The following is a 21,398-nucleotide window of genomic DNA, read 5'->3' on the forward strand; positions in this document are numbered from 1 at the left end:
AAGTTATACCCCTTTGGATCACTGAGACCAAAGGATTTTTATAAAAAGGTAGTATTCCACAAACGGGCCATATTATTGAATAACAATTTTTAAAGATATATTACCAAACGACGCTAACGTTCTATCCTACAAAAAAGACACCTATCTGATGGGAGTTGAATCCCAATCAGACAGGTGTCTTTTTTGTCTTATTTTTTCATCGTCATTTCTGTTGCAGCTGCTTCAATGACTCCGATTGCCCAATGACTAGCCGGTACATCACGGAATGTTGATTCGGTGATGTTTTCTACTGTTGGTCGTTCAAATAATTGGTTCAGGACTTTTACCGCTTGTGCACGTGTTAACGCACCATTCGGATTAAACGTTGTCGCACTGTTTCCAGTCATAATGCCGAGGGCACTTACTCTTTCAATCGATGAGGCAGCCCAATGGCTTGCTGCAACATCGGAAAAGACTTTTCCGGGCTTAGCGGTTTGACAATACGTTTTCGTGTCATCTTGTGCACACACTGTATCTACCCAGCGTGCGATGACACCCGCCATTTGGGCACGGGTAATTGTCCCATTCGGGTCAAATTTGGTTTGGGTTGTGCCATTAAATAAACCAGCTTGTTTCACAAACTCAATCGCATACTTCGAAGTATTCTTTTCCGTATCTTCAAAAGTTACTTCGGCTGTTGGAATTTTCCCATTTGTTAAGAAACGGGCTAACATTGTTGCCATTTGAGCACGTGTTACCGAAGCATTTGGTTTAAATGTGCCATCTGGGTACCCTTGAATGTAGGGCACTAATCGGTTTGTTTCTACTTCCTCTTTCTCTTCTTCTTGCACTTCTGAAGCATACACTAAGCTAAATGTGGAGAAATGATCGACTTCAAATTGGAATCCTTTCACACCTGGTTCAAATTCTACTATACGACCACGTTTTACTTCAGTTGTTGCGTCACTATGCTCAATATAAACAACCAGTGAGGCCATTTGTTCTGCTGTTAATGCAGCCGAAATTGGTAACGTAATCGTTATCGGACGATTTTGTAGATTCGTTTCAATCGTTACCGGTGTCCCTAACAATGAAAGGGTTGCTCTATTTGGCATCGCCTGTTGAATGTGTTCATTTTGTCGCACATTCGCCTGAATCATTTCCTGTTGTTGTGCCTTTACAGGCATAATGCGGAAGAATATATCCTCAGTGATCCCATTAAATGCGGTAGATGGCATCATCAAGTGTGCTAATGCTGTTTGCATAAAAAGATTCGTTTGTTGCTTGTTTAAATAGAGCCCAGCCGTTCGTGGGAGATGTAAAATCGCTTCTACTGTCGCCGTTTCTGCTGGGTATACGAGACGAATTGTTCGTTCCTCTTGATTCGACATTTGTTGTACTTGTACTTGAACAGGTTCCAATAAAACGTTTGCATGATAACGCACGATTCCTTGTTCAACCGTACGAATAATAGGGATGACACCTGAAGGCATCGGTTCCACTGAGTCGTCTGGTTGTGGTACCGGTGTCGTCTCTGGTACGGTTGTTGGTGCCTTCACCGTAATGGTAGCCGTATCAAATGAACTGCCGTAAGTAGCCGTAACAGTCACCGTACCGGGTGCGATTGCAGTTAAGGTACTTCCTTGGATCGTCGCAACCGTTGGATCGCTTACTGTAAATCCGGTTTTCGCCGTTTGATCTTGCGTAGTGCCATCCGAAAGGTTTTCTATTAGTTGGAAGTTTTGTGTGCCTCCAACAGTTAGTTGCCCTGTTTTAGGTGAAAGACTAATGCCTGTTGTTGTGACAGGAGCTGAATTCACCGTAATGGTTGCTGTATCAGATGTGCTGCCGTAAGCAGCCCTGACGGTCACCGTCCCAGGAGCAATCGCTGTTAAGACATTATCTTGCATCGTGGCGATGGCTGAATTATCTACTGTAAATTGGGCATTCCCAGTTTGATCTTGGGTTGTGCCATCCGAAAGGTTTTCTATTAGTTGGAAGTTTTGTGTGCCTCCAACAGTTAGTTGCCCTGTTTTAGGTGAAAGACTAATGCCTGTTGTTGTGACAGGAGCTGAATTCACCGTAATGGTTGCTGTATCAGATGTGCTGCCGTAAGTAGCCCTGACGGCCACCGTCCCAGGAGCAATCGCTGTTAAGACATTATCTTGCATCGTGGCGATGGCTGAATTATCTACTGTAAATTGGGCATTCCCAGTTTGATCTTGGGTTGTGCCATCCGAAAGGTTTTCTATTAGTTGGAAGTTTTGTGTGCCTCCAACAGTTAGTTGCCCTGTTTTAGGTGAAAGACTAATGCCTGTTGTTGTGACAGGAGCTGAATTCACCGTAATGGTTGCTGTATCAGATGTGCTGCCGTAAGTAGCCCTGACGGTCACCGTCCCAGGAGCAATCGCTGTTAAGACATTATCTTGCATCGTGGCGATGGCTGAATTATCTACTGTAAATTGGGCATTCCCAGTTTGATCTTGGGTTGTGCCATCCGAAAGGTTTTCTATTAGTTGGAAGTTTTGTGTGCCTCCAACAGTTAGTTGCCCTGTTTTAGGTGAAAGACTAATGCCTGTTGTTGTGACAGGAGCTGAATTCACCGTAATGGTTGCTGTATCAGATGTGCTGCCGTAAGTAGCCTTGACGGTCACCGTCCCAGGAGCAATCGCTGTTAAGACATTATCTTGCATCGTGGCGATGGCTGAATCATCTACTGTAAATTGGGCATTCCCAGTTTGATCTTGGGTTGTGCCATCCGAAAGGTTTTCTATTAGTTGGAAGTTTTGTGTGCCTCCAACAGTTAGTTGCCCTGTTTTGGGTGATAGAACTATGCCTGTTGAGTAAGTGGGCCACTTTGCATAAATTATCATAGGTGCTGTAACCGTATATGTCCATGAAGTAGTATACGATTGGTCCTCGAACCATCCGTGAAAAGTAGCTCCTGGCTTGGCTTGGTGATTAAATGCTGTCTGACTAAGTCTTGAAATTTGTCCTTTAAATTCAACTTGATTTAGCTGGTTATTATAAAAGGCAAAAGTCCCAATACTAGTCACACTAGAAGGAATGGTCACATTCGGTAGCTGGTTAGACGCAAAGGCAAAACCCCCAATACTGGTCACGCTAGAAGGAATGGTCACATCCGTTAGCTGGTTACTATAAAAGACATAATCCCCAATACTGGTCACGCTAGAAGGAATGGTCACATTCGTTAGCTGGTTAGACGCAAAGGCAGAAGCCCCAATACTGGTCACGCTAGAAGGAATGGTCACATTCGTTAGCTGGTTATTATAAAAGGCAAACTCCCCAATACTGGTCACGCTAGAAGGAATGGTCACATTCGGTAGCTGGTTAGATCGAAAGGCAAAAGCCCCAATACTGGTCACGCTAGAAGGAATGGTCACATTCGTTAGCTTGTTATTATAAAAGGCATACTCCCCAATACTGGTCACGCTAGAAGGAATGGTCACATCCGTTAGCTGGTTACTATAAAAGACAGAATCCCCAATACTGGTCACGCTAGAAGGAATGGTCACATTCGGTAGCTGGTTATATCGAAAGGCAGAAGCCCCAATACTGGTCACGCTAGAAGGAATGGTCACATTCGTTAGCTGGTTAGACGCAAAGGCAGAATCCCCAATACTGGTCACGCTAGAAGGAATGGTCACATTCGTTAGCTGGTTAGACGCAAAGGCAGAATCCCCAATACTGGTCACGCTAGAAGGAATGGTCACATTCGTTAGCTTGTTAGATTGAAAGGCAAACTCCCCAATATTGGTCACGCTAGAAGGAATGGTCACATTCGTTAGCTTGTTAGACGCAAAGGCAGAAGCCCCAATATTAGTCACGCTAGAAGGAATGGTCACATTCGGTAGCTGGTTATAATAAAAGGCAGAATCCCCAATGCTAGTCACGCTAGAAGGAATGGTCACATTCGTTAGCTGGTTATTATAAAAGGCAAACTCCCCAATATTGGTCACGCTAGAAGGAATGGTCACATTCGTTAGCTTGTTAGACGCAAAGGCAGAAGCCCCAATGCTGGTCACGCTAGAAGGAATGGTCACATTCGTTAGCTGGTTAGACGCAAAGGCAAACTCCCCAATATTGGTCACGCTAGAAGGAATGGTCACATTCGTTAGCTGGTTATACGCAAAGGCAGAATCCCCAATACTGGTCACGCTAGAAGGAATGGTCACATTCGTTAGCTGGTTATATCGAAAGGCAGAATCCCCAATACTGGTCACGCTAGAAGGAATGGTCACATTCGTTAGCTGGTTAGACGCAAAGGCAGAATCCCCAATACTGGTCACCGCTTGACCATCAATAGTAGGTGGAATAGTGACGTCTTTTGTTGTTCCTTTGTAACTTTTAATGGTAACGCCTGTACCATTTGGATTTGTTAAAAAATCGGATTCACTATTCGCAGCACCATAGACCGGTATATTTCCCCATTGTAAATTGAGGAGTAACACGATTAGGAATAGACTAGCTAGTTTTTTCATATAGTAAGTCCCTCTCTTTCTTGTGATTTCTATGTACGAATAACGTCAACTTCTCTAGCATTCAGAACATACAAAAATAAAAAATAACATACAAAGGTTAAAAATAGGTTAAAAATTTAAAATTAAGTAATTATTTTTTATACAAACCCATTCAAAATAACGTTCCCAAATAAAAGTTTGGGTAGACACAAAAGCCAAGAAACGCTGTAAAACAAACGTTACTTGGCTTTTTCATTGGATATTGTTTATACAAAGGTATATAAAGAGAGTTTACAATAAGACTTTTCAAAATATTGCAGAAAACATTGTAGGGGTGTTATATGAATAAAAACCTATATATGGAGACTTTCTAAATCTGTATTCTTCTCAATCCTATATTACAATTGCTGGTGGTTTAGGTGAAACGATCTTCAACAAACGGGCGCAATTGTTGAGTAACATAGATGGTCTTCTGTACCATCACCATTTATTAATCAATCAGGAAATCAAAGGAATTGTAAAACAACATATAACGTTATCTATCCAGTTGGCCTCAACTCTCTCTAAAACTATTTTATCAAGAGGGGAGCCTTATAAAAAGTAGAGCATAAAATATCCAATTGGGTTTTTATGCTCTACTTTTTTGAATTATGAAGAACAGGGGGTTGGTCAAAAAACTTTTTTTAAGAAGCTGTTTTAATTTTATTGGTACCAAACAGCTTGAGAATTATACATATCATAATAAACGCCTTTCTTCATTATTAAATCTTCGTGATTTCCAGTTTCAACAATTTCACCTTTTTTCATAACTATAATTCTATTTGCAATTCTAGCAGATGCCATTCTATGCGATATAAAAATTGCTGTTTTATCCTTAACTAAATCAATGAATTTTTCAAAAATATAAATTTCTGTTTTGGGATCTAAAGAAGCTGTGGGTTCATCTAATACAATTATGTTAGAGTCTTTAAATAACGCTCTTGATAAGGCGATTTTTTGCCATTCGCCGCCAGATATATCAACACTGTCAGGAAGGATTTTTCCTAGATTAGTTTTAATTCCATTAGGTAATTTTGAAATCAAACTATCAATTCCTATTTCATTTACTACTTCATTCAATTTTTTCTCATTGTTTAATTCTGAGATATTGCTAAAAGCTATATTTTCCCTTACTGAGTATGAAAATTTTACGAAATCTTGAAATATTACTGTTATATTGTTCCTTAGACTTTTTTCTTCTATTTGTCTAATTTCATTTTCATCAAATAATATATCTCCCCTTGTAGGTTGATATAAACCAACTAAGATTTTTATTAAAGTACTTTTTCCCGATCCGTTGTCACCTACAATAGCAATTTTTTCATTTTCTTTTATATCTAAGGAAATATTTTTTAAAGTGTAATCTTGATTCATAGGATATTTATAAAACAAATTGCTAATTCTTATATTTTTAACATCTGTTATATTAACTGTTTTCCTTACCATATCTAGATTATTTTCTATTTTACTATTTTCAAAATCTATAAAATCAAAAAAATCTTTGACATATAGGCTACTTTCTAATATAACAGCCAATAATAATGAAATGTGATTAATTCTTTGTTGCAATTCTTTCATGGATTGTATTATTGTAATGAAACTACCAATGCTTAAATTCTTTGTATTTATTATTTTAACAGTAACAATTGTAGCTAATGCGTATAAGATAGCCGAGAGTGTATCCAGTCCAATATTTGTATTTCTTTGTTTCTTAAGAATATGTATTAACCTAGTATTATTGGTTAATATTATCTTACTCCATTTTTCCAAAAATATATTTCCTAAATTAAACAATCTGATCTCTTTCGTGCTTTGTTTGTCACTCAGTAGTCCATGTATATAATTTGCTTCTCTTAATTCGCTTGATTGTCTAATAAGTAAGTTAAATTTTGCTTGTCCATATTTATACTGAATTATAAAGGTTGGAATTCCTACTACAACTGCCATAATTACTAGTATCCAATGAATAAAAAATAAAAAACTTATAAAAGATAAGATACTAATAACATTTTGTAAAGATTCAAATATATTTTTAACTGGTCTTAAAAACCTTGTCCCATAATTATTTTTTATGCGAAAATGATGATTATAAAACGTAGGTAATTCAAAACATGTATAAGGAACACTAGTTAGTTTATTCATTATCATTTTACCCAATTCGTGATGTAGTAGTTGTTCCATATTTGTATCTAAAACATTCAAAAAATTAGTGATTCCTGATTTAAGTATTGCAACAACTAATTGAAGTATTATTAATTTAATAATTAAAAACATACTACTATTATCACCTTTTGCAAAAAATGCAATTTCATTAATTAGTGCTTGTAGTATCCATAACTCTGCAAATGGCAGTAATCCATTCATAATTCTGAAAAATACAGAAGCAAATAACCATGATTTTTTTATGTGATAGATTAACTTAAAGGATCTAATTAAATATGAGATCATCATAATTTCTCCTAAAATTAAAGGTCAGGTAATAGACTGCCAGAGTCTATACTTTTATCAAAAAACAATTTTATGTCTTATGAAGATTTATAAAATCGTAAATAGGATATTAATAATTCAAAATCTTTTTTATGATTAACTAGACCTTTCTCCAGCACTTCATCGTCTCTGGAAAGTAGGTAAGCAAAAGGGAAACCAGTAATTCCAAGGTTATGAAGTTGTTCATGTTTAATTAATTTGAATACATTCTTGTGCCTGTTCATGGGTTGCTAACATCAGTATATTGAACTGCAAATCTTTGTATTCTTTCCTCAATTCATCTAGATAAGGATAAACTCCTTTACAAACTTCACAACCATATGAAGTAATAATTAAAACAGTGGCTTCTTTAATTTTAGGTTTTGTAATCGGATTACCTTCAATGTTTTTTAGTAGATTCAATGGATAGAGCTCACCTTTTCTTAATCCATCTTCACTTTTAGGAAGTTTTCTTTTTGTAGATGAGTCAATCAATATTCTATATAAATACAGTATCATTACAGATAAGATAAGAAGCAATAAGTTAATTGTAAGAAAAAATATTAAGTTGATCATGTTTTTAGTATCCGCCTTATTGTAATTAATTTTTTATAGTTTTTAGATAAATAATAAAAAACCATAATGTTAATACTAGAAAACCACAACATGAATTTCTTCTCGAATGAGTAAGTTGTAATGCCAATCTCTATTTTGCACAAGAAAATAAAACTTAATAAAATGAAAAGAAATATTATTCTAGGGTATGTAGATTTCCCTAATTTTTCATCAGACAGCTCTCCAAAACAATTACAACTTATTTGTAGTCTTTTTATCTGACTATATAAAGCCGAAATAAAAAAAGAGAGAATTAAGAAAAACAATATAACCTCTCCAAAAATACTTGTCCTTTTAAAAATAATAAGCGATGAAACGAGTATTTCTAGGGCAAGAATAAATATAGCAGCGATAAAAGAAAAGTTATTATTAAAACCAAAGGAAAAGAAAACATTTTGAAATTGTTTGAAGGTAAATAATTTAGAAATAAATGAAAAAAGGAAGATAGTACTTATTAAAATTTTAGTAAATAACACTAATTCTGCAATAAGCTTACACACCTTTCTAATAGTACAAAAGACAAGAGTATTACCTTGTCTTTTGTACCCTTAATTACATTTTATTAAAAATACCCACATCCGCAGTGTGTTCTAGGAGGTTCCGATGCAAGAGGAGTATAACAGTATTCTACTGTTGCTTGTCCTCCAACTCCACAAGGGACAGTAGAACATACAATCTTGTCGCAATCGCTTCCCATTGGTTGGAATTCATCCATAATAAGTTCATCCATAATAAACATCCACCTTTCTTTTTTGAAATTCTTAACAATATATGTGATAAAATTGGATATATTACAAATATATAGAAGTTGATTGTAAGTTTGTTTAAGTCCACAACTACAATAGTCCATCACACTTCTGTATTATTTTTGTTAAGCTAAAACCGGCTACCACTGCAATTGAAATGAGAGCCACTTTATATCAAAATAGTCCTTACTTTAAATAACTATTATTATGAATATTCTATCGTTTGAGCGTTTTTCATTTTTTAAAGACAGCATTAACAGATTGACTCACACACCGTACACACATTATCTACATAATAAGTGGCTCTTAACTCATTTACAAACGAAGGAATGGATAGAAAAGAATAATTTTTAGTGGCTCACATTTAATTTGCAAAAACACACCTCCAAAATATTATAAAGTTTTTCATTAATCAATTGTCTTTCTATATAAGAATGGCAGATTAGGAACGTCGCCTATGCTTGGAACTCATTTTGCCATATTCACTCACTTTTAAAACACTTTATTCCTATTGTTAGATTAAAAATAATGTATAAATAAGGTATAAATTGAAATTTTTATTAATATATAATATAAAAATACAATATTTGTATTGTAAATTAATAAAAATTAAAGATTTGAGGTGAAAATTATAAAAAAGAAATTATTTTTTATATGTTTACTTATATTATGTGTAATGTTCGTTACTTGGAAGTTAAATAAACCAGTTAGTAATAGCGAATCAACGATTTCTAACAAAATGAATAGAAAAGCGTTCGTACCAGAAGGGATCAGTCCTGGAAATTTTAGCAAGTACGATATATCACTGAGGATGGAAAATGACGGTAAGTTCCAATTAGAAACAACTGTATTGATCAAAAATCTATCTACGGATGATTGGGAACAATTAATTTTCTACTTTATACCTAATATGTTTACAAAAAGTGTGTCATCTGAGCTGGAACATCCCTCGAAAGTTGATTTTCATAACATTTCGATTGATGGAAAAAAGGTGAATTACACACTAGAAAAAGATACATTAAGCATGATGCTTCTGGAAAAGTTGAAACCTAATCAAGAAATTAAAGTTAATTTTTCATATGAACTAACCATTCCTGAAAAAGGATTAAGATTCACGAAAAGTAATAGTAATTATCATTTAGCTCAGTTTTATCCAATGCTTGCCACATATAGAAATCATAAATGGAACAAGGAAGCGTACCGCGATAGAGGAGAGACATATCATACTGCATTTAGCAATTTCAAATTAACGTATGACATTCCTAAAGAGTACACCTTGGTTTCTTCATTTGATCAAGAAGTATTTCCAAGTCCAAACAAAGGTTTACTTGAAGTTGAGAATGTGAAGGAGATATTTCTTGCTATATTAAAAGACCCATTACTAGTAGAAAAAGATGAGGGCATTTCCATTAGATTATTTGGATTTGAGGAGAAAAAAGAAGAACTATATCAAGAAATAGTAGACGAGGCTACCATTGCATTAAAGTATTTCGAAGAAATTATGGGGCCTTATCCTTTTAAACAATTAGATATTGTAATAGATGGAATGGGTATGGAGTATCCAGGAATTGTAACAGCTCATTCGATTTATAATAGTGGTCCAAGCAATTCACAGCAACTTAAAAGTATGGTAGTTCATGAGATTGCTCATCAGTGGTTTTATGGGATAATTAGTAATGATCCATATAATAATGCTTGGTTAGATGAAGGTTTCGCAGAATTTGCTACTAGTCTATTCAAGTATGCGAAATTGAAACAAAGTGAAACTTATAATTCGATGTTCAGAATTGACCCAGAACGCGAACTTCCAGTAAATCTACCTCTTGATCAATACGATGAATCTAATATGAGTTCATATGTTTACGGAAAATCCGCCATAATGTTATGGGCATTATTTAAAGAAAAAGGAGAGTTAAAAGAAGCTGAAGAATTTTTAAAAACTTATTATCAATTTTATAAAAATAAAGAGATTGATTCTAATGAGTTTATGAGATTTACAAGATACTATTTTGATTTAAAAGATGATTCATTATTTGAGGGTTGGTTACAGCTAGAAAATTAAAAATGAATATTTGATTTTTTAATCAATAGGAGCATTAGACTATAAAGGGAAAAATTGTAGTAATGTAGGAAGTAAGAGTAAGGAAAGACGAATTAAAAAGGCGACTGTAGTTTTATAAAAAAGATTGATCATTTATAACAAAGTTCGATTATTTAAAATAAATATTGATTAAAGATCCTGTGTTGATATGCGGGATCTTTACTTATTCGACAATCGGGCCAGATTGTGGAATAACGCCTCTAAAGAAATTTAGGTTAGCCGTCATCTTAAAGACTGGATTATAATAAACAAAAGAGGTGACTGAGATTTCTATAGCAAAGATACTTTTTTTCCCGATAATAGTAGCATTAGTTACCACATTAAGTATCGTGTTTATCGAGAGAATATTCCAATCGGATATAATGCCTCCTTCGACGGCTGAGAAAATACTGTTTTCTGTACTGCTCTATTTAGGAATCTATTTATTTACTATTATCCTTGTAGTCCCTATTGAAATTTATTTAACTAATAGAATAAAAAACAAAATACTTTCTTTTGTTCTAACAAATGTTATCGGTTTAATTTTGGTGGGTTGCATTGATATTTGGTTCTTTACTCTTGGTGGTTTTATGTCTATATATTTGATTTTCCCATTGTTCTCAATTTTAACGTTAATACGATTCAATTCTGATGCGAAATAAAATATATAGAGAAAGATGACTGAAGGTTGGTTATCATTTCATTCAATATTCAACACTCGGGCGCAATTCTGTAACAAAGATTCAGCGCTCGTTGCCATTAAAGGGCCAGATTGTTGAGTAACATTCTTTTATGAAATGTCCCCAAACGCAAGCATGAAAACATTTTAATCAGCGACATGCAGTGTTAAATTAGTGTTTTTAGCTGTTTTTATTAGAAAATAATGCTCTGGAAAATTGTTTTAAAGAGGATTGTTCGAATCACTTGTTCTGAATGTCAGTAACATATAAATAGAATCTCAATGAAATGTTCCCTAAGGACGCTTTGGGTGCATTTATCATCAGTTGATGGGAGAAATCGGTTCGTTTAAAAGGTGTACTGGGGATAATGGCGAAATAGTAAAGAAAGTTGAATTGTAGAGGGGCGAATTTATATTTTCGGAAGTAGGGAAGAAAAATGATTGAATTAAGAAAAATTACTCACGATAATTTTGAGGCAGTGTTGAAGTTAAGCATAACAGACGAGCAGAAAGGAAATGTGGATTCCAGTATATACTGTTTGGCTAAAGCCTATGTAAAGATAATCAACGACGAAAAACCTCCTATGATTTTCGCTATATACAACAATGATGAAGTCATAGGATATGTCGATATTGGATTTTTCGAACTGGCGGAAAGTGCATTTTTATGTGAAAAATATGGAGATAAATCTACTTATGGACTTAATCGCTTTATGATTGATAAAAAGCATCAAGGCAAAGGATTTGGCAAACAAGCAATGATGAAAGTTATTGATTACATAAAGTCGTTTCCACAAGGGAAAGCCGATGCAGTTGCTACATCATATTGGATGGTAAACGAAGTCGCTCGGAAGTTGTTTGCGTCTGTCGGTTTCGTTGAAACAGGAGCGATATGGGACGGACAAACAGGGGATAATTGGAATGCAGAAAGAAAAGATATAGAGTATGCAGAAGTAGGTGCCAGACTCGGATTATAAAGCTAACCAGTCTGGAATTAAAGGTAGCTAATTTACTTACAGAGGGCTTAAAACAAATAGCAATGAGTTAAACCTTACAGCAGCTAGCGTAATTCATACAATTCTATACAAAATAACGGTCCCAAATGAAAGTTTGGAAACGGACTTCAAGGCCAAGAATGTTGTTAAATCAACGTTCTTGGCTTTTGGTATGAACATTATTTATGCGTTGTTTTATGCACTTTTGGTAAAAGTTAGTCATGGCAAAGGTCTTGAAGTATTTGAAGTAATGTTGCACCATCTTCTTTGGTGAATATAATAGAGTATAAAATTGAAGTCTTATCGTTTGTAGATCCGCATAAATCTGACTAGCCTTCTTATTGTACTAACGGAGTGCTAGATAACGATCTTCAACAATCGGGCGCGATTGTGGAGCAACACAGGTAGAAAATAATCAAACTTTTTTATTAAAACCTAACTTATAACTGCTAAAGAAAAACCCCTTTTGATCAATCTTTTTTCAAAAGGGATTCTTCTTAATTTAACATAAAATAAGGGTTTGCAAGGTAATTTTACTCAAACTTTAATTCAAAGCTACAGTTTCTCCACTAACTAGTAGCGATAGAACAAAGCATAATTTTATTTGTTATAATTTAAGTGATATATATAAAATAAGTAATAATATGGATAATTAACTGATTCTACATAGTCAAGTGACATTCAAGAACTAATTCGTTCCACATTTAAGCTAAAGAGAGTAGGGATGTTTATGTATAAAAAGCTTTCTGCGGATGAAAGAGAGCAACAGCTATCAGCATTAACTATAAAACAACGGAATTTTTTGGAAAACGAAATGAAACGTGGTAGACGGACAGTATTAGAAAACGTTATGAGAGAGGAAAAAATCACAGCACTCAAGTCCATAGATATAACTCTTCAAGAAGATGAGATGAATGTCGTAGATTGGTTGATTTCCGATTACAATGATTTTGGTCCAGGTAATCTAGATGGGCGATGCGCCTGTGGTCGACGACTACGATATATGTTTACCGTTGAACATCAAGTGACTCGGACAAAAATTCAATATGGGAAGGATCATTTGAGTGCATTTTTAAATATTGAAGTGAATGAAATAGATGGCGTTATAAATGAGTTAGATAAGATTGATTATGAACTAGATGAACTTTTATGGAAATTAAATAATAATGTGTACTACCACGAATACTACAATAGAATCCCTGATAAAACAGTAGTTTCTGAAAGCATTAAAAGGCATTTTGAAATGAATATTCCATTTTTAGATCGACAAATCAATAGGTTAAATAAATATTTTCAAAAACAAATGGAAGCATTAGAGGAAGAACAACGTAAAATTCAGCGTGAAGTTGACCTTGAAGAGCGCCAGAAAGAAAGAAGACGAATTGAAGAATTACTTCAGGAAAAGAAAAATATTGAGGCCACTTTAGAGGTTGTAAGAAAGGCTCAACGCGAAATTGAAATCAAAAGACAACAGCAGGAAAACGAACGTATAGAAAAATTGTCACAAGAAAAAAAGATGATAGAAGACAAACTAATTGAATCAGTAAAAGCACAGCTCGGCTATAATGCTGCTTTCGATGAAGTAGCATATTCACTTGTATTGAACGGTCAACATAGCGCGGTAGCAATTAGTCATATTATGGCTAATGATTTTGGCTTTAATAAGCATTTTTCTGTAGGCATTATGCATCGTCCCTTCATTTATTTTGATGTATTACTGGCTTTGAAGAAACAAGTGGATAAAGGATATCTTATTATGGATGAATCATCAAATATAGTGGATTGTATTTTCTATGTGAATCCTTACCGTGAGGAAGATAGAAGTAATGAATCCGAGGAGTTGCAACAACAAACTTTTTCACTTTTTTAATGGTAAATAATTTGGATGAGATAACTCATATTTTTGTTTATTTTAATGATTTTGATGCAATACTTGATGGATTTTACTTAGTTTCAGAAAATGATTTGTCCGATTTAAAAAGTTTGAAATCAGCAAGATTTATAATAAGAGATATAAACGGCAACGAAGCTTGGTTTAATAATTTGAATTGCGGTTATGGCGGTATAGGACCATCTTACTCACAAAAAGTACTTGAGAAACTTGGTATACCATCAGACAAGTCCAAATGTGTAAAAGATAGTAGTTATGACATAGTTAAGTATTTTAAAAATGAAAAAGGGGAGTTTGAAGTTTATCCTATTGAAAGTGCAATTACGAGAAAATCAGAATGTAAAGCAACTTTATATTATCACAAGGGAAAAATAGTTTGTTTGCAAGTTGAAGAGAATTACGTGTCTTATATGGATGATAAAACAAAGTTCTTATATGAATATTCATCGATTGTTCCCAATCCTAGTGATATTATCCTGTTTAATAATAGAGAGTCTGCTATTGAGCATGGATATTTCACAAAAGATTTTTTTGGTAATGATAAGGTTTACCAAGTAATATTAAGAGATCAGCATGGTAGGGAACTTTGGTTATGCCCTCCTGTTCATGATAATAGCGCCTTGAAATATCAAAAAAGTGTAAATGAAATATTAGAGTTTTGTGGTCTAGATGTAAAGTTTGAGGAAAACAAACATAAGAAAATATTAAACCGAAACAAGTTCCAGTAGAAGTAATTGAAATAAATAGCAGCTTATAGTTAATTTACATTAAAAGAATTGATTATAAAAGCACTCAAAACAAAAAAATCACACACATCAGACAAGTCTAGGTTGTGTGATTTTTATTTTCATGCATTAATATGCTGTGTAAGCAATATTTTTATTTTTTTCTCCAAATTCATTTGCGTTTTTATCATTAGTAGCATTTTTGAGTCCAAAATACACATCAAACCAATATAAATCTCTTTTTCTATTTAAATCACCTGTGTCCGTTACTTTAAAAATAGTTTTATTACTATAACCTTCTACATATAAAGCATTTTTTATGAGTATAGTAGAACCAAAAGGAAATATAGTATCATGGTTTGATGTTGATTTTTGATGAACAGCAACAGTCATATACTGTTTTTGGATAACTTGCTCCACCATGCCCTATTTTATTTCCTGTATAACCAGTTACTACACCTGCAATATGTTCAGAGAGCGCTTGTGTTTCGATGTCCGGTGTTTCGATGGCCTGTGTTTTCGGTGAAAATGTAAAAATAAATATAAAACAAGTAAGTATCGAGATAACTGCATTTTTCTTCATGAATACAACCCCTTTTAGTTTTTATATTGTTCTCTTTCAAATTCTTCTTCTAGCTCACCCGTTTCTGCATTGAACAATAAATAAATCATATTTTCCTTGGACTGGTCCCATCCGATAACCATCACAATTGGAATGTTTTTTTGCGAGTCTTTAGTAAAACTAAAATTATATCCCTTAGCAAAAGTGTCTCCGGGATAAATTTTGGTGATTTTTTGAGCCCTTTTTAGTAATTCAGGTGTATCATACTTAAATTCTTCAACACTAGAAATAAAGTGACTTTTAGGCATAGCGTTTAATTCATTAGGAACATGTACTTTATCTAGTACCTTTCCGTTTTGAATAGTTATTAAATAATAGTCTTTTTTATTTGGTATGCCAAATTCAATGCTCCAGTACTTTCTTCTGCCTTCCATTCCTGTTGGCGTTTTATCTTTGTCAACACTATTTCCACTATATAACATTGCTTCTTTGTTCCACTGAAGAGCCTCTTTTTGGGCAATCTCAATTGCTTCTTTTAACGTTAAACCCATTTCCATGTCAGGAGAAAAAGCAACTTCAGATTTTTTGCTCGAATCTAACGTTGTATCGTGGTCTGTACTTTGTTGACAACTTGCTAAAAATACACAAATGAAAAGAAGTAAAAAAAATTTCTTCATTAATTCCTCCCTCCAAAGAAAATTAATTTTAGTTGGTATAAGAGTAATTTATACATATAATTTCAAATACCTTCCATTAATTAAAATTTTTATGAAAAGGTCTCTTCGATTTCTATTTACCTAGAAGAACGCCAGAAAGAAAGAAGATGAATTGAAGAATTACTTAAGGAAAAGAAAGAAATTGTGGCCACTTTAGAGGCTGGAAGGAAGGCTCAACGCGAAACTGAAATCAAAAGACAGCAGCACAAGAAAATAGATGATAGAAGACAAACTAATTGAATCAGTAAAAGTACAGCTCGGCTATAATGCTTCTTTCGATGAAGTAACATAATTACTTGTATTGAACGGTCAACATAGCGCGGTAGCAATTAGTCATATTATGGCTAATGATTTTGGATTTAATAAGTATTGCCCTATTTAAATGGACCAAAGATGAACTAGGTCCTACAAGTGTATTTTTATGGTCAACCGATTAACCAGGTCCTGCAGCTGAATATGTTTGGATTGATTGCCCCAGTGATGAGCAGGTCATCTGGCCAAAGCAAAGAGGCTTAATAACTAGCCGCATTAAAGGTGGCTTTATTCTTAAAATTTTAGTGTTTCATGATTTTACATTAAAAAGTTGAATAAGACGAAAAAGGTCGAATACATTATGATATCTGCTCATATCGTAAAATGAGAGGAGGTGGGATTTATTAAAAAGAAATTCCTTATTGTAGTCTTAAGCATCATGGGGGTACTATTATTAAGCTTCGGATTAGCTTCTTTAAATGGTTCTGCTGAAAATAACATTAGTCCACCACCAAAAAGTGCTGAAATTCAAATGTTGGAAAAGATAGAAGTAAAATTAGTGGGGAAATATAAAATAGGTACCTATAGTATTAATACTCATGTTGATAACAATTCGAAGGATATAGATATTGATGTTCTTGGAAGCCAAGAGTATTATGATTCAGTAAAACATGAAATCAAAGATGTTGTGAGAAATTTGATTAGGTCAACTAAATTTGAAAAATATAATGTTAATGTAAAAAAAGGTGAAATTCGTCAAATGATAACAGAAGAAGAGTTAGAAAGAAATAATTTATTGGTTGAGATCGCAAAAAAAATTAATAATGAATTATCTAATGCTTATCCAAACAAAATTGATGGAGGAGTAGATATGAGAATTCCTCCACCGGAAGATCCCCAAGAACTAATTGTGGAAGTAAGTACATTGTTAGATGGGGAAAAACAAGTAGATATTGGTAAGGAAATAGAAAGGACAATATATACTACATTAGAGAAAAAGTTAGCCTCTAATAAACTTTTAAAAGAAAGTACCGTGAAAATATACATTTATAATAAGAATAAAGAAAAAATAAAAACATCTTTATAAAAAGATGTTTCAGACTGTAGACAAAGTCGATTTTTTCGACTTTGTCTATTATTTTTAAATTAAACGGCTATAAGTACAATTTTTTCAGATTTTCCAAACCCTTTATTTTCTAGGATTCAGAAAAATATTTGAACATAGAAAACTAAAGTTAAATGCCGACTTATGATAACTTTTTGTTACGAATTTAGTTTGTCGACACTCTGAAATATCTTTATAAAAAGATGTTTTTTTTCTTTAATCATAAAAGCTTAATGTAAACTTGTCACCCTTATCAACTAAAATAGAGAATTGTACTCTATCACCTGCATTAAGATTACCAATTTGAACAGTTCCTTTATAGTCATCTATTGAATTAAGTAAAGTAAACTTTTTAACCCCATTAACAAAATAAGTAGTATGGACATAATTTGAACTATAAAAAGTGCTTTGCATATCTATTTTAAAATTCCCACCATCAGTCGCAACATATTCATTAGTCAACCATGCTACTCCTGCTCCAAGTGTTGGATTTTGTTGTCCTTTAAAATCCCATTCTCCAGCCCCCAAAGGATTTACCTTTGAATCACTATCAATTTCTGTTGCATAAGTATAAAAAGGAATTGCAAAAGTAGTTGCTAAAGAAATCATAAAAACTAATAACAGAATTTTAAATCTAAATAATTTATTCATAATAAAACTACTCCTTTTCCAATTTTTTAATTGCTATTAATTTAATTCTATAATATTGTAAAATATCCTCTTAATATAAAAAATTATATAGTATGTATATTTAAATCTATTTTCTGTTCATTATAAGTAGACTCTAGCTGAACAAAATAGAATGTAGTAATATCAATGTATTAGATTGTTCATTATAAGTTGTTCAATTAAAGGAGTCGATACATAATGATTTTTGGTTATGCACGGGTTAGTTCTGTTGATCAAAATTTAGATCGCCAGCTGAAGGAGCTTGAAGCTTTCGGATGTGAAAAAATTTACAGTGAAAAAAAGTCAGGAAAAGATTTTGCTCGTTCTGTTTATCGTGAAATGAGATCGAAAATGCGGTTTGGTGATGTGCTGGTCATTCATGATTTAAGTCGTTTCGGGCGGAACAAACAAGAAATCCTTAATGAATGGAAGCAAATAACAGAAGATGAAATTGATATTGTTGTTTTAAATATGCCAATCCTTGATACACGAAAATATAAAGAACTAGCAGGAGGTGTTGGCCAGCTGGTGTCCGATCTCGTTTTGACACTTCTTTCGTGGATGGTTGAAGAAGAACGAAATCGAATTAAAACAGCACAGTCAGAAGGTATCGCTATTGCTAAAGAGCGTGGAGCTTTCAAAGGCAAGCCTAGAAAATATCATGCTGAAGCAAAGGGAAAGGATCGTCTTATCTATAATGTAGTGGTCCAATTATTAAAACAAAATGAATCAGTAGTGAATATTCATCGAGAAACAGGTCTTGCTAGGAACACTATTTATTCAATTAAAAGGCAATTAGAATTGGATGAGTAAACCATCTCTAACAACAAGGATGCAGTTGATAAAACAAGGGCAAGCGATACTTCGTACAAATCGCGTACAAAATGCGTACAAATCGCGTACAAAATGCGTACAAATCACGTACAAAATGCGGACTTTTTTTCGGAAAATCTGTGCTAAAGTATTAGTATCAGAAGATTATGTCCTGAAGAAAGAAAAAATTTTGACAGGATACATAAAGGGTCTTTCCTATTTATAGGAGAGATCCTTTTCGCTTTTGAAATATTAATATTTTTGATGGGAGGGAAAAGAGAAAATGGAAGAACGTCCAAAGCAACAAATCTATGGGTATGAACTTGAGCCAGTGGATATTTCAGATATGTTGTCTTTTGTAGAAAGTAGGCAGGAAGTACACGGCAATAAACCAAAAGTTACTTTGAGCATGTACGGAGATGATGGAAAATGGCATGTTGACGCAGCTGTACGCTACAAAGGTCGTGAAGGAAAGGATGAGTTTCAACCTTTCTTATTAAAATCCTATAAACAACTGTGGCGTGCGGAAAAATATGCGAAGGAAATTGCTGAAGAATATGGCTTTTCAAATGAAGGACTTAATCCTTCATTAACTAATACAGAAATGTTCTTACAGTATCAGAAACGAAAGCATGTAAAGGATACATTCACAAAAGACATGCAAAATGAAATCGAACAACATGGTACTGAATTAATGAAGGTTGTCGAAACACAGGCAGTTGGTGAAGAAAATGACCAATCTTTCTTAACGAAGAAAGAGGTGGAACATTTAATAAGTGAGCAATTTAATCGTATTGAAATAGGTATCGAACAAATGCTCAATTCTGTGGATCCACAATCAAAGAGGAAGACATTCGCTGACTATCGTGATGAAATGAAAAATCTTCTAAAGGAATGTCGCCAGCATTTCAAAGATTCTATTATTGAACGTACATTAACATCCAAACAAAAAATGGATGACAAGGTAATTGGGCTACGGAATGGTGTTCGCGATAGTATTTCCGAAGTAAAAGATTCAGCTAAATCAAAGTTGATGCAAAGCATTCTTTATATGAATGAACGTTTAAAGGACTTTACAACTGTTATCGATCAAAAACTGTACGAGCATGAACCAGTACAACTTGATCGAAAGCAAAACAAAGCTATGGCTGCACAAGCTCATGAACGATAGGGATTCCCCAAATTTGGGGAGTCCTTTCTATTTTTAAAAACTAAGATACTAAAAAAGGATGGGATTATAGTGAAAATGACAAAAAACCTTAAACGTAAAATGATGGCTGTGCCATTCGCTGCTATGGCATCTATGATGCTAATGACATCAGCATTTGCTGCAGAAACAGAAACAAAACCAGTTAACCAGGTAGATCCAATTGTAGAAGTAGCACCAGTAAAAGCAACAACGCAGCAAAAACTACAATCAAACAATGATAGTGAGCGTCGACAAGCATTAGAAGAAACGTTTAACGTGAAGCTTTCTGACACAGATATTTGGGCAGATAAAGCAGGTGAGTATACTTATGATATGTATGGAAATAAGCATGAGTATACACCACACGAAGCACTTAAAGCATTAAAAGTTTATGCAACAAATGCAAATCGCCAAGAGTTAATTCAATACGGCATTCGAGAAAATGACTGGCAACCATATCGTGCATTTGAAGCTGAAAAAACACCAGCGTACTTTGAACTTGTCGATGGTAAATACGAGTACAATAAAATTTTCTGGGGAAATTTAATTGAACATGATCTTACAAATTTTAAAACAAAATTGGCCGATAACTGGAATGACCTTGAAAAGCGCGCTGTAATTGAGGCTGAAATGAAAGCCTACATTAAAAAGCAGGCTGCTATTTTTAATGAAGCTCCTGGAATCGTTCCTTACGTAATTGGACTTAATCACACTGTAACTTTGGCGAAAGAAAATGGTGTTGCTGAAGTAGCAAAAGATTACTTTGACAGTAAATATAATCATCCTGATGTTATGGCAAAAGGTATCTTTAAAGATGGTTCTAATCCATTTAAAAAATAATGTGTTTGATAGTTTATTAATGTTCGACAGGCAGCTTGGGGCTGGAACTAAATATTAATGCATTCAAGAGAGGGGGCGTTGGCCACTCTTTTTTTATTGCCCTTGAAGGGAGGTGGAGAATTTTGAATAACTACAAAGCAGAGATCACTCTAGCTATTATCGTTTTAGTTTTATTTGGTGGGATGGTAGCCTTTGCTACTGGTGTAGTCGATCCTCTAATGGCGAAAATCGGTGCTGGATGGACGAAAATGGTAGACAACGTATTTGGCGGAATTGGCGTTTAAAAAGACAGCCTTTTAGAAGAGATCGTGAGGGACTCTTCTTTTTTTATTGCTCTAACTCAATTGAAGGGAGGTATAGGAATTGAATAACTACAAAGCAGAGATCACATTAGCCATCATCGTTTTAGTTTTATTCGGTGGAATGGTAGCCTTTGCCACTGGCGTAATCGATCCTTTAATGGCGAAAATCGGTGCTGGATGGACGAAAATGGTAGACAACGTATTTAGTGGAATTGGCGTATGAGAAAGGCTTAATTCAGCCCTGTAGGGCAGTC

18 protein-coding genes are annotated in these 21,398 nt (G+C 34.1%); 10 read left to right on the forward strand and 8 right to left on the reverse strand.

Annotated features, from left to right (window positions below; all coding sequences use genetic code 11):
- Positions 1 to 188: 188 nt before the first annotated feature.
- From LCP48_RS10715 to LCP48_RS23485, 4 genes are all read right to left on the reverse strand, one after another.
- Positions 189 to 4,481, reverse strand: coding sequence for a leucine-rich repeat protein (locus tag LCP48_RS10715; protein WP_225340945.1), 4,293 nt, complete (start codon positions 4,479 to 4,481; stop codon positions 189 to 191).
- Positions 4,482 to 5,162: 681 nt separating this feature from the next.
- Positions 5,163 to 6,947 (reverse strand): ABC transporter ATP-binding protein, encoded by a 1,785-nt coding sequence (locus tag LCP48_RS10720; RefSeq protein ID WP_216485352.1) that lies wholly within the window; start codon positions 6,945 to 6,947, stop codon positions 5,163 to 5,165.
- 228 nt (positions 6,948 to 7,175) lie between these two features.
- Positions 7,176 to 7,541: a TlpA family protein disulfide reductase gene (locus LCP48_RS10725; protein WP_225340946.1), complete on the reverse strand. Its 366-nt coding sequence runs from the start codon at positions 7,539 to 7,541 to the stop codon at positions 7,176 to 7,178.
- Positions 7,538 to 8,080, reverse strand: a complete 543-nt coding sequence (locus LCP48_RS23485; RefSeq protein WP_404805852.1) for a MauE/DoxX family redox-associated membrane protein — start codon at positions 8,078 to 8,080, stop codon at positions 7,538 to 7,540. Before LCP48_RS23485 ends, LCP48_RS10725 begins: the two co-directional genes overlap by 4 nt.
- A 985-nt stretch (positions 8,081 to 9,065) precedes the next feature.
- Here LCP48_RS23485 and LCP48_RS10730 point away from each other — a divergent pair.
- The 4 genes from LCP48_RS10730 (at position 9,066) to LCP48_RS10745 (ending at position 14,699) form a co-directional block, all read left to right on the forward strand.
- Positions 9,066 to 10,388, forward strand: coding sequence for a M1 family metallopeptidase (locus tag LCP48_RS10730; protein WP_192807122.1), 1,323 nt, complete (start codon positions 9,066 to 9,068; stop codon positions 10,386 to 10,388).
- Positions 10,389 to 11,522: 1,134 nt separating this feature from the next.
- Complete coding sequence (locus LCP48_RS10735) at positions 11,523 to 12,062, forward strand: GNAT family N-acetyltransferase (protein ID WP_004224263.1); 540 nt, start codon at positions 11,523 to 11,525, stop codon at positions 12,060 to 12,062.
- A gap of 748 nt (positions 12,063 to 12,810) precedes the next feature.
- A complete protein-coding gene (locus LCP48_RS10740; RefSeq protein WP_225340947.1) occupies positions 12,811 to 13,950 on the forward strand; it encodes a hypothetical protein in 1,140 nt (379 codons plus the stop codon).
- A gap of 11 nt (positions 13,951 to 13,961) precedes the next feature.
- Complete coding sequence (locus tag LCP48_RS10745; RefSeq protein ID WP_216486188.1) at positions 13,962 to 14,699, forward strand: hypothetical protein; 738 nt, start codon at positions 13,962 to 13,964, stop codon at positions 14,697 to 14,699.
- Between the two features lie 126 nt (positions 14,700 to 14,825).
- Here the strand turns inward: LCP48_RS10745 and LCP48_RS10750 are convergent, their stop codons facing one another.
- The 3 genes from LCP48_RS10750 to LCP48_RS10760 are packed head-to-tail and all read right to left on the reverse strand — an operon-like array spanning position 14,826 to position 15,935.
- Entirely contained in the window at positions 14,826 to 15,119 is a 294-nt protein-coding gene (locus tag LCP48_RS10750; protein ID WP_004224163.1) for an RlpA-like double-psi beta-barrel domain-containing protein, read from the reverse strand.
- A complete protein-coding gene (locus tag LCP48_RS10755) occupies positions 15,049 to 15,279 on the reverse strand; it encodes a hypothetical protein (protein WP_004224158.1) in 231 nt (76 codons plus the stop codon). Before LCP48_RS10755 ends, LCP48_RS10750 begins: the two co-directional genes overlap by 71 nt.
- 14 nt (positions 15,280 to 15,293) lie before the next feature.
- Positions 15,294 to 15,935 carry a hypothetical protein gene (locus LCP48_RS10760; RefSeq protein WP_004224156.1) on the reverse strand — a complete coding sequence of 214 codons (642 nt, stop codon included), beginning with the start codon at positions 15,933 to 15,935 and terminating at the stop codon, positions 15,294 to 15,296.
- A 685-nt stretch (positions 15,936 to 16,620) separates the two neighbouring features.
- On the opposite strand from LCP48_RS10760, the gene LCP48_RS10765 reads away from it, so the two are divergent.
- Complete coding sequence (locus tag LCP48_RS10765) at positions 16,621 to 17,313, forward strand: hypothetical protein (RefSeq protein ID WP_004224154.1); 693 nt, start codon at positions 16,621 to 16,623, stop codon at positions 17,311 to 17,313.
- A 234-nt stretch (positions 17,314 to 17,547) separates the two neighbouring features.
- Here the strand turns inward: LCP48_RS10765 and LCP48_RS10770 are convergent, their stop codons facing one another.
- Positions 17,548 to 17,982 carry a hypothetical protein gene (locus LCP48_RS10770; protein ID WP_004224152.1) on the reverse strand — a complete coding sequence of 145 codons (435 nt, stop codon included), beginning with the start codon at positions 17,980 to 17,982 and terminating at the stop codon, positions 17,548 to 17,550.
- Positions 17,983 to 18,198: 216 nt separating this feature from the next.
- Between LCP48_RS10770 and LCP48_RS10775 the strand changes: the two genes are divergently transcribed.
- From LCP48_RS10775 to LCP48_RS10795, 5 genes are all read left to right on the forward strand, one after another.
- The gene (locus LCP48_RS10775) at positions 18,199 to 18,813 is read left to right on the forward strand and encodes a recombinase family protein (RefSeq protein WP_004224151.1); all 615 of its coding nucleotides are present in this window, start codon (positions 18,199 to 18,201) and stop codon (positions 18,811 to 18,813) included.
- A gap of 283 nt (positions 18,814 to 19,096) precedes the next feature.
- Positions 19,097 to 19,984 (forward strand): hypothetical protein, encoded by an 888-nt coding sequence (locus LCP48_RS10780; protein WP_225340948.1) that lies wholly within the window; start codon positions 19,097 to 19,099, stop codon positions 19,982 to 19,984.
- Positions 19,985 to 20,053: 69 nt separating this feature from the next.
- Complete coding sequence (locus tag LCP48_RS10785; RefSeq protein ID WP_225340949.1) at positions 20,054 to 20,842, forward strand: hypothetical protein; 789 nt, start codon at positions 20,054 to 20,056, stop codon at positions 20,840 to 20,842.
- Between the two features lie 122 nt (positions 20,843 to 20,964).
- Positions 20,965 to 21,126, forward strand: a complete 162-nt coding sequence (locus LCP48_RS10790; RefSeq protein WP_004224145.1) for a hypothetical protein — start codon at positions 20,965 to 20,967, stop codon at positions 21,124 to 21,126.
- A 79-nt stretch (positions 21,127 to 21,205) separates the two neighbouring features.
- Positions 21,206 to 21,367 (forward strand): hypothetical protein, encoded by a 162-nt coding sequence (locus LCP48_RS10795; RefSeq protein ID WP_004230910.1) that lies wholly within the window; start codon positions 21,206 to 21,208, stop codon positions 21,365 to 21,367.
- Positions 21,368 to 21,398: the final 31 nt, after the last annotated feature.

The sequence above is a fragment of the Lysinibacillus capsici genome (genome assembly GCF_020217405.1).
GTDB classification, from domain to species: Bacteria; Bacillota; Bacilli; order Bacillales_A; family Planococcaceae; genus Lysinibacillus; species Lysinibacillus capsici.

Excerpts from the sequence above, each read along its gene's own strand:
- LCP48_RS10770 (WP_004224152.1), bottom strand. The coding sequence starts at position 17,982 with ATGAATAAATTATTTAGATTTAAAATTCTGTTATTAGTTTTTATGATT.
- LCP48_RS10755 (WP_004224158.1), bottom strand. The coding sequence starts at position 15,279 with ATGAAGAAAAATGCAGTTATCTCGATACTTACTTGTTTTATATTTATT.
- LCP48_RS10780 (WP_225340948.1), top strand. The coding sequence starts at position 19,097 with ATGGAAGAACGTCCAAAGCAACAAATCTATGGGTATGAACTTGAGCCA.
- LCP48_RS10720 (WP_216485352.1), bottom strand. The coding sequence starts at position 6,947 with ATGATCTCATATTTAATTAGATCCTTTAAGTTAATCTATCACATAAAA.
- LCP48_RS10735 (WP_004224263.1), top strand. The coding sequence starts at position 11,523 with ATGATTGAATTAAGAAAAATTACTCACGATAATTTTGAGGCAGTGTTG.
- LCP48_RS10750 (WP_004224163.1), bottom strand. The coding sequence starts at position 15,119 with ATGGTGGAGCAAGTTATCCAAAAACAGTATATGACTGTTGCTGTTCAT.
- LCP48_RS10730 (WP_192807122.1), top strand. The coding sequence starts at position 9,066 with ATGAATAGAAAAGCGTTCGTACCAGAAGGGATCAGTCCTGGAAATTTT.
- LCP48_RS10725 (WP_225340946.1), bottom strand. The coding sequence starts at position 7,541 with ATGATCAACTTAATATTTTTTCTTACAATTAACTTATTGCTTCTTATC.
- LCP48_RS10775 (WP_004224151.1), top strand. The coding sequence starts at position 18,199 with ATGATTTTTGGTTATGCACGGGTTAGTTCTGTTGATCAAAATTTAGAT.
- LCP48_RS10760 (WP_004224156.1), bottom strand. The coding sequence starts at position 15,935 with ATGAAGAAATTTTTTTTACTTCTTTTCATTTGTGTATTTTTAGCAAGT.
- LCP48_RS10715 (WP_225340945.1), bottom strand. The coding sequence starts at position 4,481 with ATGAAAAAACTAGCTAGTCTATTCCTAATCGTGTTACTCCTCAATTTA.
- LCP48_RS10740 (WP_225340947.1), top strand. The coding sequence starts at position 12,811 with ATGTATAAAAAGCTTTCTGCGGATGAAAGAGAGCAACAGCTATCAGCA.